The following is a 17,159-nucleotide window of genomic DNA, read 5'->3' as shown; positions in this document are numbered from 1 at the left end:
TTCACTGATTGGCGTGTGACTTATTCGCTAATCCGTTAACGACTTACTCAGCTAGCTGCTTCAACAATAGCTCTGTTGGGCGAACAATCGCGACGATCGATTCATCATAGATCTTCGCTGAATCAGACAGTATCGCTTGGTAGGCTTTCACATCGGCTTCTCTTACCTTCTCACCCGCTTGCGCTTTAGCAATCAAGGTAAGCGCCAAGTCTGCGACTTCGACGGTTTTCTCAGCCACCACCACAGTCTCTACCGAAGATACGTTACCCGCGAAGACAGTTTCCGCCGCTAGTGCAGCTGATTTTGCTTGCTGATAATGCTTTGCAAGTTGCTCTAGCGCCTGCTGATTGCCTGTCGCCACTTCATTGACCAAGTCTTGCATCTCATACACCGCGTAGCTTTCTACTGGCAGCGCATCCACGAAACGGTTTAGGCGCTCGTATTGGCTGTACAAAGTGCCCTTAGGTTCTGTTGAGTTCCACTTTTCCCAGTTGCGAGCGTAGTATTGAGCTGGCTCGGTGTACTTTGAAAGAATACGAAGATCTTGGATGTCTTGACCTCTAGCAATGCGCTTCAGCAACATATCGGCATCGGCGTGGTGACGCAGACCTACTGAGATTTCCGACCATGTGTCCATCGCTTTCATGCGCTTGTACATGCTACGTTCGTCTGTCAGTTCTGCATCAGACCAGAAACGCTCTGCAATTGCATAGCTGCGAGGCCATAGGTAGTTTTCGACCGTGAGGCTGTCTTTGTTTTCTAGCCACATGGTGATCTCTCCACCTAAAATCAACTCTTTTTCTTTGTCGGTTAGCTCCGCAGGGTAGCCACCATTTGGCTCAGGAATCACGCTGCCTTCTACATCGCTGCTCGCAATCACTTCACCTGTGGTTGGCCAACGCACGTTACCAATTAACTGATAGCTGCCTTCCGCAAACCCATTTGGATTCAAGTTCAAGTTAAACTCGGTGTAAGACATGAAGTTATCGAAGTGGCCAACAAAGGTTTTACCCGGCACATAATCAAGGATGTAGATCTCTTCACGAGACTTGCCGTTGTAATCACTGAACGCGCGGAAAGTACCGTCTTTCGCTTCAATAATAGTCAGTGTTCCCTTACGTAGGCTACCTTTTGAACGAGGCTTTTGCCATTGGTAAGTCACAAACTTCTCGCCGCTGTGCAGCTTATCGTCAACCGTGATGCCACTTGGCATTGGGTCATTACGATAGTGGTAACTGGTTGGCTGAGGTTGATCTAGGTAGTAACCGGTAGACAGAATACCTGGGTAGCCCTCTTTCGCCGCACGACCGATACTGTCGTGTCCTTGCCAGCTTTGAATCACAATAGAAGTTGGCAGATCTTTATGCCAAATCTCATCCCAACCGGTCATCTTCTTGCCGCGCTCTTCCAGCATCTTTTCAACTTTTACGTTGAGGTAAGACTGTAAGCCGCGCTCGCCATCAATGTTATTCTCTTCAATGAACTCTTGGTGCTTTTCGCTGTTTTTCCACTGGGCATAGTTCGGCTCATCACCACCGATGTGGAAGTACTCATCTGGGAACAGTTCTGTCACTTCGTCGAACACGTCACCCAGCATTTCATAGAGCTCAGGGTTAAGTGGATCCATCAATGGCTCAAATACGCCCCAACCACGTTCTTGTTCGTAGCTTTGGCCTTCACCACCCGACATCAAGCGTGGGTAAGCATGCGCTACAGCAGAAGAGTGACCCGGCAAGGAGACTTCAGGAATAACACGAATACCAAGATTACGAGCATACTCAACTAGGTAACGAACTTGATCTTTGGTGTAGTAATTACCATCGGCAGTTTCAGACCACAGACGCGGCCAAGATTCCGTTTGAATACGGATACCTTGATCGTCCCAGAAGTGCCAATGGAACACGTTCATCTTCGCGGACGCCATCGCATCTAACTGACGAATCAGCACATCAAACTCAATAAAGTGACGAGAGGTATCGTAAGAAACACCACGCCAACGGAAACGAGGCTCATCAACAATCGTTACGGCAGGAATATGGTAGCCAGTCGCCGTGGTTTCAACGAGCTGTAAAAGGGTTTCGATGCCGTGGATAGCGCCATATGGGCTTGGTGCGCTCAGCGTGATTTGCTCACCCTGAGTGGTAATCTTGTAGGACTCTACAGAGTCGATGTTCTGTACTTCAGACTTTGGTGCCGCGTCGATATCAATGATCAGGTTCGCTTCGTCTGCACTATCAACCTGCCAGTTTAAAATCGGCACGCCAGTTTGGCGCTCTAGGCGGTCGATAAAGCGTTTCGCGGTGTATTCAACGCGGTCAGAGTTAAAGCCTTTGATGTAAACCTTGAAGTTACCGTCGACCTTAACTTGTCCAGCTTGAAGCTCGACGGTCTGTGGATACGGCATTAAATTTAGATCGGTATTCGGAGCCATTGCTAACGCCATTGGGGACACTACTGAACCTGAAATCAATAGAGACAATATAGTTTTTTTCATTATTAGTTTTCCTATATAACGGACGTTCTGTTTTGTTTATCGGAGGCAATTCACAAAACAGAACCTTCAGCCACTGCTGTTGTTTATCGTGAGCTCATTCGCCTGTTAACAAACGAATGAGCTCACAAACTTATGACTAGCTAACCAACTCAACCGCTTCACGAACCAACACCGCGATCTCATCCCACTGTTCGTTCTCGATCATCTTTGGAGAAACCATCCAAGTGCCACCGCAACAGACTACGCGATCGATCGCTAGGTAATCATTGACGTTGTGTTTGCCGATACCGCCCGTTGGCATTAGCGACACATCAACGTAAGGCGCTAGCAAAGATTTCACCATGTTGATGCCACCAGACGCTTCTGCAGGAAAGAACTTCAAGAAGTTAAGGCCTAGCTCCAACGCTTGCTCTACTTGGCTTGGGTTGTTGACGCCAGGAACGATTGGCATGCCGATCTCTTGGCAACGTTTTACTGTGTTTGGATTCAATCCCGGTGCCACAATGAACTCACTGCCCGCCTCTTTAGCAAGGTCGATTTGCGCAGGTGTTAGTACTGTACCCGCGCCGATACACATCTCCGGGTAAGCATCACGCATCGCACGAATCGAATCTGCTGCCGCTTCGGTACGGAACGTCACTTCTGCCACTGGCAGGCCGTTTTCAACTAATACTTTAGCTAGTGGAATCGCGTGTTCCACCTTGTTGATTTGAATAACAGGAATAACTTTGAATTGCTTAAGTGTGTTGATCATTTCTTGAGACATAATAAATTCGCTTTATTTTTCTATTTTTTAATTAAGTGATTCATAGCGCTTTCCGGGATGATGGCGCCTGAGTATTGAATAACGGTAGAAGCCAGTTGGTGACCTAGTTCAGCAGCATCATTGGTGCTCTCACCAGTAAGACGCGCCGCCAGATAACCCGCGGCAAAGGAGTCACCCGCTGCGCAGGTGTCGACCACGTTAGAAACACGAGTCGCTGATACATAGCTCTCAACAACATCGCCTTGTTCAACTTGAACAACCTTGCATGGCTCACAGCCACGTTTGATGACGATCTCTTGGCAACCCAAGCGAAGGCAGCGTTGTTGAACGCTCTCGCCATTGCCCCAAACCAACAAGTCGTCGTCTTCGGTAATCAGTGCGATGTCTACCAATGGCAGTAACTTGGCGTACCAGTGCTGAGCTTGTTCAGCCGTCCAAAGTTGCGGGCGATAGTTGTTATCAAAAATCACCTTGCCGCCTTGATTTGAGAATACGCCAATGGCTTTCAACAAACGTTCACGTGAGGTGTCATCTAAAATCGCGATACTGATACCGCTGATGTAAACCGCATCGACTTGTTTCTCTGTTAGCGCGATTTCAAGCTTATTCAGGTCGTCAGCTTGAAAGTAAGATTTAACTGCCGCGTCGTTGCGCCAGTAGTGAAAGTGTCGTTCACCAGTCTCGTCGGTTTCGACCATGTAGAGTCCAGGAAGCTTGTTCGCAATGCGTTCTACGAAATTGGTTTGAATACCTTCTAGCTGCCAGCTATCAATCATATTTTGAGACAGCTCATCACTGCCAAGCCCTGTCGCATAGTGCACAGAGAGGTTTTGATGTTGCGTTAAGCGAGAAAGGTAAAGCGCGGTATTAAGTGTGTCACCGCCAAACTTTTTGGTTAATGGAGAGCCGCTGATTTCGACCATACATTCGCCAAAGAAAGCAATATTGAAATGAGAAGATGCAGGCATAGCCGATCCTAAAATAGAGATATAAGTGGGGAAGAAGGCCCTGCCGCTAAGCAGAGCCTGAGCTAGCTAAATCACTCCACAATTTGTTGTACTAACTTTTTTGTACTAACTCGCTGTGGAGCGTTGAGATTAGCTTGTTTGATTTGCAGGACGTTGAGGTGCCGCTTCTTCTTCAAGTACGCCAGTCTCAGACATTTCCATCTCCATCAGAGCGCGCTCGTCATCAAGAATCGCTTTTGCCATTTCAGGTGTTACTTGGTTAGCCGGAGTCACTAGGCTCACAACCACACCTGCCGTTAGAGCAAACAGACATGATGGGATTACTGGGTTGCCCCAGAAGGCTGTGTAGTCAGCGTTTAGCATTACTACGAATGAAGCTACAGAAGCACCCGCTAGCGTTGCAAGAGCACCTTGCCAGTTATAGCGTTTCCAGAATTTACCCAACATACCGCACACAAACATGCCCGACATAACCGTTGAAATCATCTTAGTGATGTAGCCAATGATGTCGTTTGACGTCAGTGCGAACAATAGTGCGAAGCCAATCACCACAACTAAAGCTAGACGAGAGTAATTCAGCATTGATTCTTTGTTTGGTACGCGGCCTGTGAACATCACGTACACGTCACGCAGTAGGATAGATACACCGGCAATCGCATCTGAGCTTGCGCTCGACATAGTTGCAGATAGACCAGCGATAAGAACAATCATGCCTACGCCAACTGGAAGAACCGTTGCAGCTACGTATGGGAACGAGTAGTTCGGGTTATCCAATGATGGGTCGATTGCGTGTGCAGCCATACCAATGATTGCTGGAATAATTGAGAAGAAAAGGTACAACACACCAGAAGCGACGAATGAGCGACGGATAGTTGAAACATCTTTACCAGAGTAGATACGCTGACGGAATGAAGGTGTTGCCAGTACGCCCACACCGATAACCACAGCCAAAGAAACAGCAGGCAGAATGCCCAGTTTATCGATTGCTAAAAAGCTTGTAGCAGCAGGGTCCATCGCAGCGTAAAGGTTGTCCATGCCACCAATGTGATCAACAGACATTACCGCCATTAGGATGAAGCCAGCAAAAAGGATGATTGCTTGAATCGTATCAGTCCATACAACCGCTGTGTAACCACCGATAACAACGTAGATCGTGAATGCTGCAGCAATAATGATTTTCGCAAGATTAAGGTCGATGTCTGCAATCCACGCTAGGTACATGCCGCCACCTAGAATGTGCGCACCTAACCAACCGATTGACGCGATAAAGATAAGTAGGCCAACCACGTTTTTTACGATTCGGTTAGCGCCAACATAGTAAGCTAGCTCTTCACTCATGGTCATGAAGTTCAGTTTACGAACCGGAGCAAACCAAAGTGCAAGCAATAGGATGCCTACAGCACCGCCAATTCCGTACAGAGCACCCGCCCAGCCATTTGCGTAGCCAAAGCCAACCGCGCCCATACTTGACCCCGTGCCGACCATAGTCGCAACTGTTGTACCAAGTACTAAAAATAGTGGCAGGCCACGGCCGCCTAATAAGAAATCTTCGCCAGATTTTTGATTACGCGAGACAAACCAGCCTAACCAAATTAAAAAACATACGTACACGCCGAAGCCTGTAAGAAAAAGTGTGCTGTTCATTTGACACCTCTCAGTGAAATATTGAGTTCATTCTTGAACTTTATTTATGATTCATTCATTTTTATATTTCATATAATTACTTTATTTGTTTTTTCTATTTTAATTAAAGTAATTTTTATAAATGTAGGGTGAGAGTATTAAAGGATAATAACAGGGATGACTAACCCCTAATACTCTCTAAGTAGGTAATTGTGATTAGGTTATTACTAAACGCGATCCGCGCGGTAGCAAGTCACATCTACTTCAACCTTCACGTCTACAACTAGGTCGCAAACCATGCAGATACGAGCCGGTGGGTTAGCACCGAAGAACTCTTTGAATACCTTATTAAAAGATTGGAAGTAACGAGAATCCGTTAGCACAACCTTTACGTGCATTACGTCTTCTAGGCCGTAGCCCGCTTCAGTCATGATATCGACACAGTTTTGGATCGCTAGGCGAGACTGGTCAACAATACCACCCTCTACCACTTCACCATCTGTCATCGGTGTCTGGCCAGAAACGTATAGGAAACCACCCGCTTCAGTTGCGCGTGCAAATGGTAAATGTTGTCCGCCTGTACCTGTACCGCCTTCAACACCGTAACGTTTAATAGTCATTTTTTAACTCCACTTCTTTATAGATAATATTGGTTCTGTTCCAATACATTTAAATTAATTCGTCGTTTTCTTATTACTGTATATTTAATAAAATAATTAAATTCTAATTACGGTAAATAAAAACGCCTGAACGATTATTTTTCACTTTTCCTTTTTGGTAAGTTAACTCACCATTTACAAATACACTTTCGATTCCCTCAGCAACTGAAATAGGGTTTTCAAATGTTGCTGTGTCTTTAATATTCTTTGGATCAAATAGAACTAAGTCGGCAAATGCGTCTTGGCGAATCTCACCTCTTCCCGCGAGGTTATAGCGCTTCGCAGACATTCCGGTCATTTTGTGAATCGCTTCTGGCAGCGCGAACAGTTTTTCATCTCGGCAGTAGTGACCCAACACTTTCGGGAAAGTGCCCCACAACCTTGGATGCGGATGAGGGTCATTTGGTAAGCCATCAGAACCAACCATGGTCAGTTTGTATTTCAATACGCGCTTTACATCGTTCTCATCCATACAGTGATAAACCGCACCTGCTGGTTGAAGCGCTTTTGCTGCGTCCATCAACGGTAGGCTCATCTCATCAGCAATCTGCTTAAGCGTTTTGCCTGCATGTTCTGGCTTTGCTTTAGACCAAGTAATGAAGATATCGAAATCGTCCGTCACCTGTTTCAAATCTAATGTCGAAGAGCTCGCTGAGTATGGGTAGCAGTCGCAAGACACATCTTGGTGCTCAGAAACCTTGTCCATCAAATCAAGTACTTCAACGGTTCTGCCCCAGTTACCTGCACCTGCACATTTAAGGTGAGAGATAACAACGGGCACTTTCGCGTATTGCCCTGTTTCAAACGCCTCTTCCATCGCGCTTAAAATCTCTTCGAATTCGGTACGCATATGCGTGGTATAGATGCCGCCATGGTTAGACAACACTTTCGCTAACTGCATTACTTCATTAGCGTTGGCCTGTTTCGCGCTTGCGTATGCCAAACCCGAGCTCAAACCCAATGCACCTTGCTCCATCGCTAAATCAAGGTTGGTTTGCATTGCTGCAATTTCTTCTTCGCTTGCGGTGCGTTGTAGGTCGTCCATCACTTGGTTACGCAATGTGGTGTGGCCAACTAACGCTGCTACGTTCACCGCTGGTTGCGCTTGCTCTACGGCTTCGGCATACGCGGCAAAGGTTGGGTATTTGAAATCAGCCTGCGCGCCTAATAGATTCATTGGGTCAGGTGGATCGCCCGCCAACACCGTTGGTGATGCGCTGATGCCGCAGTTACCAACAATCACGGTTGTCACACCTTGACTAATCTTAGGTAGGCAGTCTGGGTAACGAATTACATTGGTATCGTCGTGTGTGTGTACATCGATGAAACCAGGAGCCAATGCTAAGCCTGCTCCCTCAACCAACTGGCTACAATCTTCATGATCGATTTTGCCAATTTCGGCGATTTTTCCATCTCGGATTGCTACATCGGCACAAAACGATTGTTCGCCGGTGCCATCAAACACCTCTACATTTTTAATTATCGTATCGAACAACATTTCTCACTCTCTCAATCCACTTTGTTAATGGAACTATATTAGAAATCCAGCCGATTATTTTCAGTGACAAAACACACATAATATTTTAATTTGTGTGATAGTTTCTATCACGAAATGCATCACAGATATACTTAAACATTAAATAACAAACACTTAAATCATGTTAGGAATCAGTAATGAAACATAACCCTGCACAAAAATATGTTATAAAGTATCAAAAAGATAGTTTCATCTTGACTGAAAAAGGCCAAAAAGGGAGAGCAATATCACAATCTGAGAACGGTATTTATCGGTTGATTGATGAAGACATTTCGCTTCCGGTAGCAATTATCAAACAATCAGCGTTGACCAATAACCTGAATTGGATGCAATCATTCGCCGAACATCACCAGGTTAAATTGTCGCCACACGGCAAAACCTCAATGACACCTGACTTCTTCCGTCAACAGCTAGAAAATGGCGCTTGGGGAATTACCGTTGCGACACCTGCACAAGCAGAAATTGCAGCAATGGCAGGAGCAAAAAGAATCATCATGGCTAATCAATTGGTAGGAAAAACCAATATGGTCATAATCGAACAGCTTATTAATGAGTTCGACGTTGATTTCTATTGCTGTGTGGATTCGTCAGTCAACGTGCAGCAACTCAACCAATATTTCGCCAACAAAAAGCAGACGCTAAAAGTGCTAATCGAGTTTGGTGTTCCGGGTGGGCGTTGTGGTTGTCGTTCACCTCAAGAGGTTCTAGAGCTGGCGCAAACTATCCAAGATTCGCCTGCGCTTTCCCTAGCGGGTATTGAGGTATACGAGGGTGTTATTCATGGCGACAATGCCGAGCAAGACATTCGTACCTTCTTAAACCAAGCGCTGACCTCGGTTGAAAGCCTCGCATCAGATGGCTTAATTACCGGTCAACCTATCATTACGGGCGCAGGCTCGGCTTGGTATGACGTGGTGGCAGAATGCTTGGCAAACCTAACGGATTATTTAGCGATTATCCGCCCTGGTTGTTATGCGATTCACGATACTGGGATCTACCTCGATGCCCAAAGCAAGGTGTTGCAACGTGCCCAAGCAAACCAAGGTTACGCGTGTGAACTGGGCGGTGACTTAGAATCGGCACTTGAGGTGTGGGCGTATGTTATCTCTCGTCCAGAGCCAACCAAACTGGTGATTGGGCTAGGTAAGCGTGATGTTGCCTTCGATGCAGGTTTGCCTATTGCTGAGCGTGGATATCGCAATGGTGAAGCTATCTCAGTGAAAGGGCTAACAGCTACCGCTGTAATGGATCAGCACACCTTTGTTGAAACGGATGGTTCTGCTGAGATCGAAGTGGGCGACATGATTGCGTTCTCAACCTCACACCCATGTTTAACCTTCGACAAATGGCGCTACATTGCCATCAGCGATGACGATCATCAGGTCAGCCACTGGGTAGAAACCTGCTTCTAGTTCGATTTTTCAATAAGCTAGAATCAGCGAAGCAATCAGATATACTAACGGGGCTAAGGCTTAGCCCCATCAACAAAGGATCAGGATTCTTGAGTTTAGAAGTAGATATCATTTCACAGATAACGGAGCGTTTTCCCGCTCTTCGTGATGCAGAGAAAAAAGTCGCCAAGCTGATCATGGACGACATTGATTTTGCAGCCAATGCCAGTATCACAGAGCTTGCTGAAGGTGCTCAAGTCAGTGAAGCCACGATTACCCGTTTTGCAAAGGCGATCGGCTGTAACAACGTGCGTGATATGAAGATTAAATTGGCTCAGACACTAACCGTTGGCCAGCGCTTTATCCTCGAACCTGTTGACCAGACTGGCTATCAAGGTATCTACGAATCGATCAAGCAGAGCCTAGACATCAACCGCACTCTGTTCAAAGAGCAAGACGTTGAAACCGCAGTCAGCTGGCTGCATAACGCCAGACAGATCATTGCTATTGGTATGGGTGGCGGCTCAACCATCGCCTCTCAAGAGCTGCAACACCGACTGTTTCGTTTGGGTTACCCAGTGGTGTCGTACAACGATGGTTTAATGTCACGCATGGTTGCTGCCACTGCGGATGCCAATGATGTGATGGTGATGATTTCCGCGACAGGTTTTACGCCAGTGATCACCGAAACGGCCGAACTAGCGAAGCAATACGGGCTTAAGATCATCGCGATTACCCCACAAGACACGCCTCTGGCAAAGATTGCCAATATTGTTTTGCCAATCAAACACATGGAAACCGACTTCATCTACAAGCCATCAGCATCTCGCTACGCAATGCTGGCATTGGTGGATGTGCTTTCAATGGGAATGGCGGTCAATCACAAGAACCGCTCGCGCGACAAACTGCGTCGCTTGAAGGTTGCACTCGATTCTTACCGAGGCGGCGGTGACCGACAGCCTCTCGGTGACTAAACGTTTGTGAACTAGAACCTCGCCAACTAAATCTCAATAAAAAGGCCCCGCAGAATCTACTAAATCGAGTCGATACTGCGGGGCTTTTTAGTTGTGGATTTGCTAGAAATTACTCGCCTGAGTCAATTGAAGTTAAAATGAACGCGACTCGTTCCTCGACAGATAGCTTAGGCACTTCCACCAGCTGATAACCAAACTGAGTATAGGCTTCCACCATCTTTTCATAGGTGGCAACCGCCTCTTTAAAATCTTGCTTGCGCTCTTGGTCATTAATGAAAATAGAGTCCCATGGCGGGAAGATAAACACCTTACTGTTGTATACGAGCTCATTACAGCTATTGAGCAAGGATTCTGGAATAGGCAACGTCTCTAACAAACTGTAACCGTATGAATCGACGATGCTTCTATCAAAAAAAACGAGTTGCTCACTTGCCTCAAATACTTGGTAATTAGCTAACTCTTCTCGCACCATCTCATCACGAAAAGCCACTTTATCTAACCACGGCAAAGCGCTACCTTGTTGCTCAACTTGGTGCTGAATCACTTTACGCCCAACCTCTGGTGCGCAGCGATAGCCCTTGCTTTTCAAAGCGTCGATGACCGAGGTTTTGCCGGATCCCGGCCCACCTGTAAATACAATTAGGGTATTCAAATGAACCTCTTCAAAGGGGGAAAATAACGAATCGGACCTCAACGAAACCCAAGTTAACGAATCAAGGACAGAATGGACTTAAATTCTGGTGCGCGGCAATCTTTCACTAGCTCGTATAAGCTCATTTCTAATCCCGTAATTTGGACACCAGCGTCCCGCAATCGACTGATAGCCAATTTCTTGTTCAATGCTGTTCGCGAACTAACACAGTCACCAACTACCTGAACCTTGTACCCAAGATCCAACAACCCCATTGCAGTTTGATAGACACAAATATGAGCCTCAATACCACACACCAACCACGTATCCACATCCTTGGCTTGCACTGCCTCAACAAACTTGGGCTCGTTACACGCGTTGAACGTAAATTTTGATATCGACTTAGCGTCACTCAATAGGTCATTCAGCTCACTAACGGTAGGCCCCAACTTCTCAGGATTCTGCTCCAAGCTAACAACAGAAAGACCTAAAACCTGCGCTCCTTCAATCAACTTTCCACAGTTAGAAATCAGAGTCTCGCTCTCATCAACAAGGCGTGCGAGCTTGCCCTGAACATCCACAACCACCAAACCTGTCTTTTGTTTCGTTAGCATGTTTACTCCTTGTTTTGGGCAGCCTGATTACTTACGCAATCTGATGTGTATGTTTTCTACTATGTAATGATTCAGCTTACAAAGCCATACAGTAATACATAAAAGACTACGGAATAATGGTCATCAACGGTCGAAAGGCCGAAAAACAAAAATAATTGATACTGACATGACATTAAAGAGTGAGTAAGAAAAATGAACAAGATAACGAAATCAGCATTAGCACTGGGCTTGATCAGCGCGGTTTCTCTTCCAGCTTTAGCAGCAGGCACTGACGGCGGCGCATACATTGGTGGTGGCCTTAGCGTCTACCAAGATTCAGATACAGATGGCGCGCCGAGCTTAGATTCTAGCGGCATGGGTTACAACCTATACGGCGGTTACCAATTCAACCGTATCGTTGGCGTGGAACTTGGCTACACAGATTACGCAAACTACAAAAACAGCACTGACAAGCTTTCACCAACGTCTATTTCTGTGTCAGCAAACCTAGGTTACACATTCGACAACACAATCCGCCCATTCGTATTGGCTGGTTTAAGCTCTGTCGACCTCAATGCGAATAGCGGTGCAGGATACGATGATGATAGCGGTACAGGTTTCCACTTTGGTGTTGGTGTTGAATACACGCCGGTTGAACACCTAACGCTGCGCCTAATCTCGCAAGCAGATGCGGTAAGCGTAGATGACTACTCAATTGGAAGTAACGGCTCATTCAAAAGCGATGACCATACGCTTGCATTCAACAGCATTAGCTTCGGTGGTTCATACAACTTCTAATGTGATTGAACCACGTAGAATAAGCTGAACATACTAATTCACTTTGCTGTTCCACCTTGTCATGAAGGTCACTCAGTAAAGTGAATTTTTGTTTCTACACAACCAATCGCGTCATCTCACCTTAGCCAGTTTATCGCTCACCCTTACCTATTTGAGCTTTGTGCGTTGATATTAGAGCTTTCTTGGTAGCGAGACTAAAATAAAGGGATAAGAGACGCAGGAAAACAAACCTATGAATCTACCAAGCTTAAACATGTCGATAAACAAGCTGCCCTTTGTGTTGGCTGTGTATTATCTGCTTGTCATCAACATCCCTCTCTCCCAAGAGTTGTTTAGTATTGTTCAGGCATCTAAGTCTGAAAGCGTTGCGTTTCTTATATCCATCCCTATCTTCTTCCTTGCTGCCTTCAATTTTATCTTCCAAGTTTTTAACTGGCCGATATTCTCCAAGCCATTTTTTATCTTCTTGCTCATCACCTCAACACTCGTCAGCTACAGCATGTTCAGTTACGGCATCTATGTCGATTATGGGATGATAGAGAACGTCTTCGAAACCAATAGTGGCGAAGCAGCAAGCTATGTAAGTACCCACTCCATCTTATGGTTATTCGCGATGGGTATTATTCCGTCACTGCTGCTACTGTTTACCAAGCTTAAGCGAGAGTCATGGAAAGATTTCTTTGTCTGGAAGTCGATTGGATTGCTCTCTTCATTGATTGTTATCGCGATTATTGCAGGGCTGTTTTACAAAGATTATGTCTCGATTGGTCGCAATAACTCGCACATCAAAAAGATGATCATCCCAACCGAATACGTGTCATCCGCGGTCAAATACATCAATAACACCTACATCAAAGAGCCGATCCCCTATCAAGAACTCGGGTTAGATGCGAAGCAAACACCGCAAGCCAAAGCGGCAACCAAGCCGACCTTACTGGTGTTTGTGCTGGGTGAAACCGCGCGCGTGTATAACTACCAGTATCATGGCTATGAGAGAGAAACGAACGCTCACACCCAGCCTTACAACCCGATATTTTTCTCAGATGTTCAGTCGTGCGGAACAGCCACTGCGGTTTCTGTGCCGTGTATGTTCTCGAACATGAATCGCAGCAACTACGACCGAGACAAAGCTTACAACCAAGATAACGTGGTCGACATTATGAACCGCGCAGGCATTCACTCTATATGGCGGGAACATGATGGTGGAGACAAGGCGGTTGCACACCGAATCAAAGAGATGACGCTCGTCGCCAAAGACAGCGATCCGTTGTGTAATAACGATGTGTGCTACGACACAGCGATGCTAGAGAACTTCGAGCAAGATACTCAAGATCTTAACCAAGATAGCATCATCTTCTATCATATCGCCGGATCTCATGGCCCGACTTACTTTGAACGCTATCCAGAAGAACATAAGAAATTCACACCTGATTGCGCTCGCGCCGATATTGAAAACTGCACCAAAGAGGAAGTGGTTAACACCTACGACAACACCATCTTGTACACGGATTTCTTCCTCTCACAGGCGATGCAAAAGCTTGAGAAACTGAACGACAAATACAACGTGGCGTTGATGTACGTGTCCGATCACGGCGAGTCTCTGGGAGAAAATGGTGTCTACTTACACGGCATGCCTTACTCTCTCGCTCCAAAGGAACAAACCCACGTTCCACTGATATTTTGGATGTCGGATGGCTTTGCTGCTGAGAAAGGCATCAGTGACACGTGCTTACGTAAAGCAGGAAAAGAGCAAAGCTTCTCACACGATAATCTGTTCGACTCTTTGCTTGGCTTGATGGATGTGCAAACCAAAGAGTATAGACAGGAACAAGATATGTTCGCACCGTGCCGTTAACGCTTTTGCTTATGTAAACCATCGGAAAACTCGAGTTGCCTGAGCAAGCTCTCCTCAACTTCCCCTAAAAAGAAAAGACCTAGGTCTTTTCTTTTTTTCGTCGCTAACATAGAGCCAGAGTGCTAATTTATAACGACGAAACAATGAGCTACATTTATTAGGGAACGGTACTTAAGAATCCGAGTACTCATAAGAATAACGTTTCTGACCAAACGCTCTACTAGCACTTGTTATCTCGGCTCCCTTTCTCTAAGAAAACAGAGCTCAATGTAGCATCTCAATTGTGCTCGAATCTCGATATTTACGTCATATCATTAAGGACAGCGAATGGACGCTTTCATAATTTCTAGCTGGCAATTTTCTGAGGGTGTGGCGCATGAACACACCACAAGCCCAGCCTCATTCGAGCAATCAACTTGGTATCACTGCCAAAGAGATGCTGACGGTTTGAGAGAATGGCTCCACAATAATACGGTTCCAAATGCCATCATCGATTCATTACTCACCGATGACACCCGCCCTCGATTTGAACAATTTGGCCACGACTGTTTTTTGATGATTCTGCGAGGCATTAATCTAAACGAAGGTGCTAACCCTGACGACATGCTTAGCCTACGCATCTTATGGTACAAAGGCACTTTAATATCGACACGCAAAGTTCCTTCAAAAGCGGTCAGTAACCTAATATCCGATCTAAAACAAAGCCAAGGTCCAACGTCGTTACCTGATGTATTGCTAGGCATGATCCGCGGAATTAACCATTATATATCAAGCTTCTTGACTCCCGTAGAACAACTGATTGACGAGCTAGAGTCTGAATCTCATCACGATATAAAATCCATCAACGCTCTACATTCGAGGTTACTCAGACTAAGGCGTTATTTGAAGCCACAGAAATACGTTTTCGAGGATTTAATGAGTGACATACCTGCACCATTAAGCAAGCACAACAGTCATATAAAGAACAGTCTTGATACCATCCTAAGAATTAATGAGTCAGTCGAGTTTTACATCGAACAAATTAATGTATTTTTAGCGAGCCTAAGTCAACAACAAGCTGAAAAAATGAATAGAAATACGTACCTATTTTCTATCATTGCAGGTATTTTCCTCCCTGCTGGGTTTTTCACCGGTTTACTGGGTGTCAATATCGCAGGGATACCCGGAACAGATAACCCAATAGCATTTCCACTATTTTGCATTGGGCTGCTCGTGGTCGTAGCGGCAGAGGTCGTTATTTTGAAAAAATTGAGGTTTATTTAATGGTTGAGTTTTTGCAATCCAATATGTGGCTTAGACAGGTGGTTTTAGGTTTACTTCTTATCACTGTATATTGGGTGATCAAACACTTAGGTAAGAACTGGATAGAAACATTAGCGGAGAATAAGCGTGTCGAACTGAAGCGAAAGCAGTTCGTGCTTAAGTGTTTCAATATTGTTCTGTTTCTACTCTTCATAGCTGTGTTTACGATTGTTCTTAACTTAGGTTTTGGTGATATTTCGCTATTCTTATCATCCATATTTGCTGTGCTGGGTGTCGCATTATTCGCGCAATGGTCAATTTTAAGCAACCTCACCGCGAGTGTGTTGATATTTTTTGTATTTCCTTACCGTATAGGTGACAGAGTAAGAGTCGCAGAGAAAGACGAAGATATCAGTGGCGTGATCATTGATATCACCATGTTCCACGTTATTCTCCGACACAGTTCGGGCAACATTATCACCTACCCCAATAACTTGATTTTGCAAAAAGGCGTAATCAAAGTTTTGGTCGAACCTGAAGCTAAAAGTGAGGCGGATGAGCCTAAGCTAATCAAAACTGAAAATTAAAAATCGTAAGATTTTCTGGTGCCTTGAATATCGGCAGGTCAAACTAATAGACACAGAGAACTGAGATGTAAGGTATTAAAAGTACTTGGTTCGAACATCGATTGTAGCGCAAGTGATAAGTTATTTTGCTCACAAAGGCATTAGAGAGAAACTTCAACAAGGTAACAGGTCTAATACCCAGTACTTACGCTAAACAAGGCGGCTTAACCATTGATGTATATGGTGGAGTAAGGTCGAAATAACTCATTCTTTATCTATAACGCACATTCTTTCTACAGTGAATTCTCTGCCTGTTGTGTCCCATTAGCCGCAAGTTTTATTGAGTTTAGATTTGCGACTAAATATACTGGAGACACCATCAGACGGAGGACAAAAATGAATAATAAAAACAAACATATAGTTTTAATTCATGGTCTATATATGCCTGCGTTGATCATGCAATATCTGGATAGAAACTTCAAAAAGCGCGGCTTTCAAACCCACAAGTTCGCTTACAACTCGCTGCGCTTCCCTTCTGCTGCTAAACGCCTCAATCGCTTCGTCAATGCACGCTTTGATGAGCACGATGAGGTCTACTTCTTTGGTCACTCACTCGGTGGCTTGTTGATTCGTCACTACTTTAAGTTTTACCAACCCAACTTTGCCGACACCTGCATCATTACCGCAGGTACTCCACACAATGGCGCGACTATCGCGAAAACGCTGTCGAACCATGGCCTTGGGTTTATATTTGGTTCGAGCAAGATGATCTTAAGTGATGGCTTGGGTGATTATGATATTGATGTGCCGATTGGCGTGATTACTGGCACCTACGACGCAGGTGTAGGACGCATTGTATTGGGCAGAAACCCAGGTGATGGCACAGTTACGCTTGAAGACGCGAACCTACGTGGCGCAACAGACACCTGCGCCCTCAAGCTCAACCACACCGCTCTGGTGTACTCTAAGGAAGTGGTCGCACTCTCAACTCAGTTCATCCAACATAGGGCTTTCAAGAGCGCTTCATAGCTGTTTCCGTTAGCTTGTACGTTAACTCCTGTA

General features: G+C 45.5%; 15 protein-coding genes and 1 pseudogene. 8 read left to right on the top strand and 8 right to left on the bottom strand.

Features of this window, described 5'->3' with window-relative positions; genetic code table 11:
• Positions 1–43: 43 nt before the first annotated feature.
• From OCV12_RS17930 to OCV12_RS17905, 6 genes are all read right to left on the bottom strand, one after another.
• Positions 44–2,494 carry a beta-N-acetylhexosaminidase gene (locus OCV12_RS17930; RefSeq protein WP_261886759.1) on the bottom strand — a complete coding sequence of 817 codons (2,451 nt, stop codon included), beginning with the start codon at positions 2,492–2,494 and terminating at the stop codon, positions 44–46.
• 136 nt (positions 2,495–2,630) lie between these two features.
• On the bottom strand, positions 2,631–3,260 hold the full coding sequence (locus OCV12_RS17925; protein WP_123283653.1) for a bifunctional 4-hydroxy-2-oxoglutarate aldolase/2-dehydro-3-deoxy-phosphogluconate aldolase: 630 nt from the start codon (positions 3,258–3,260) through the stop codon (positions 2,631–2,633).
• 20 nt (positions 3,261–3,280) lie between these two features.
• Complete coding sequence (locus OCV12_RS17920) at positions 3,281–4,228, bottom strand: sugar kinase (RefSeq protein ID WP_261886758.1); 948 nt, start codon at positions 4,226–4,228, stop codon at positions 3,281–3,283.
• Positions 4,229–4,357: 129 nt separating this feature from the next.
• Positions 4,358–5,872 (bottom strand): sodium:solute symporter family protein, encoded by a 1,515-nt coding sequence (locus tag OCV12_RS17915; RefSeq protein WP_048660497.1) that lies wholly within the window; start codon positions 5,870–5,872, stop codon positions 4,358–4,360.
• Between the two features lie 206 nt (positions 5,873–6,078).
• Positions 6,079–6,471 carry a RidA family protein gene (locus tag OCV12_RS17910; protein ID WP_017065166.1) on the bottom strand — a complete coding sequence of 131 codons (393 nt, stop codon included), beginning with the start codon at positions 6,469–6,471 and terminating at the stop codon, positions 6,079–6,081.
• A 103-nt stretch (positions 6,472–6,574) separates the two neighbouring features.
• Positions 6,575–8,008, bottom strand: coding sequence for an N-acyl-D-amino-acid deacylase family protein (locus OCV12_RS17905; RefSeq protein ID WP_261886757.1), 1,434 nt, complete (start codon positions 8,006–8,008; stop codon positions 6,575–6,577).
• A gap of 176 nt (positions 8,009–8,184) precedes the next feature.
• Here OCV12_RS17905 and OCV12_RS17900 point away from each other — a divergent pair, with 176 nt between their 5' ends.
• Together OCV12_RS17900 and OCV12_RS17895 are read left to right on the top strand one after the other, a co-directional pair.
• Complete coding sequence (locus OCV12_RS17900; protein ID WP_261886756.1) at positions 8,185–9,459, top strand: amino acid deaminase; 1,275 nt, start codon at positions 8,185–8,187, stop codon at positions 9,457–9,459.
• A gap of 89 nt (positions 9,460–9,548) precedes the next feature.
• Positions 9,549–10,412 carry a MurR/RpiR family transcriptional regulator gene (locus OCV12_RS17895; RefSeq protein ID WP_261886755.1) on the top strand — a complete coding sequence of 288 codons (864 nt, stop codon included), beginning with the start codon at positions 9,549–9,551 and terminating at the stop codon, positions 10,410–10,412.
• Between the two features lie 109 nt (positions 10,413–10,521).
• On the opposite strand, the gene OCV12_RS17890 is transcribed toward OCV12_RS17895, so the two are convergent.
• Together OCV12_RS17890 and OCV12_RS17885 are read right to left on the bottom strand one after the other, a co-directional pair.
• Positions 10,522–11,064 carry an AAA family ATPase gene (locus OCV12_RS17890; protein WP_261886754.1) on the bottom strand — a complete coding sequence of 181 codons (543 nt, stop codon included), beginning with the start codon at positions 11,062–11,064 and terminating at the stop codon, positions 10,522–10,524.
• A gap of 53 nt (positions 11,065–11,117) precedes the next feature.
• Positions 11,118–11,657, bottom strand: coding sequence for a hydrolase (locus tag OCV12_RS17885; RefSeq protein WP_261886753.1), 540 nt, complete (start codon positions 11,655–11,657; stop codon positions 11,118–11,120).
• A gap of 192 nt (positions 11,658–11,849) precedes the next feature.
• Between OCV12_RS17885 and OCV12_RS17880 the strand changes: the two genes are divergently transcribed.
• The 6 genes and pseudogenes from OCV12_RS17880 (at position 11,850) to OCV12_RS17860 (ending at position 17,126) form a co-directional block, all read left to right on the top strand.
• Complete coding sequence (locus tag OCV12_RS17880) at positions 11,850–12,434, top strand: porin family protein (protein WP_239849345.1); 585 nt, start codon at positions 11,850–11,852, stop codon at positions 12,432–12,434.
• A gap of 232 nt (positions 12,435–12,666) precedes the next feature.
• Entirely contained in the window at positions 12,667–14,289 is a 1,623-nt protein-coding gene (locus OCV12_RS17875; protein WP_261886752.1) for a phosphoethanolamine transferase, read from the top strand.
• A 327-nt stretch (positions 14,290–14,616) separates the two neighbouring features.
• Positions 14,617–15,552: a CorA family divalent cation transporter gene (locus OCV12_RS17870; protein ID WP_261886751.1), complete on the top strand. Its 936-nt coding sequence runs from the start codon at positions 14,617–14,619 to the stop codon at positions 15,550–15,552.
• Positions 15,552–16,118 carry a mechanosensitive ion channel family protein gene (locus tag OCV12_RS17865; protein ID WP_261886750.1) on the top strand — a complete coding sequence of 189 codons (567 nt, stop codon included), beginning with the start codon at positions 15,552–15,554 and terminating at the stop codon, positions 16,116–16,118. The genes OCV12_RS17870 and OCV12_RS17865 overlap by 1 nt, the downstream gene beginning before the upstream one ends.
• A 27-nt stretch (positions 16,119–16,145) precedes the next feature.
• A pseudogene (locus tag OCV12_RS24940) lies at positions 16,146–16,360 on the top strand (AraC family transcriptional regulator); the annotation flags it as partial.
• A gap of 133 nt (positions 16,361–16,493) precedes the next feature.
• Positions 16,494–17,126 (top strand): esterase/lipase family protein, encoded by a 633-nt coding sequence (locus OCV12_RS17860; RefSeq protein WP_261886749.1) that lies wholly within the window; start codon positions 16,494–16,496, stop codon positions 17,124–17,126.
• Positions 17,127–17,159 lie beyond the last annotated feature (33 nt).

It is taken from the genome of Vibrio pomeroyi (genome assembly GCF_024347595.1).
GTDB classification, from domain to species: Bacteria; Pseudomonadota; Gammaproteobacteria; order Enterobacterales; family Vibrionaceae; genus Vibrio; species Vibrio pomeroyi.
Note: the sequence above shows the minus strand (reverse complement) of the source record. Positions and strands in the feature narration are given on the sequence as shown.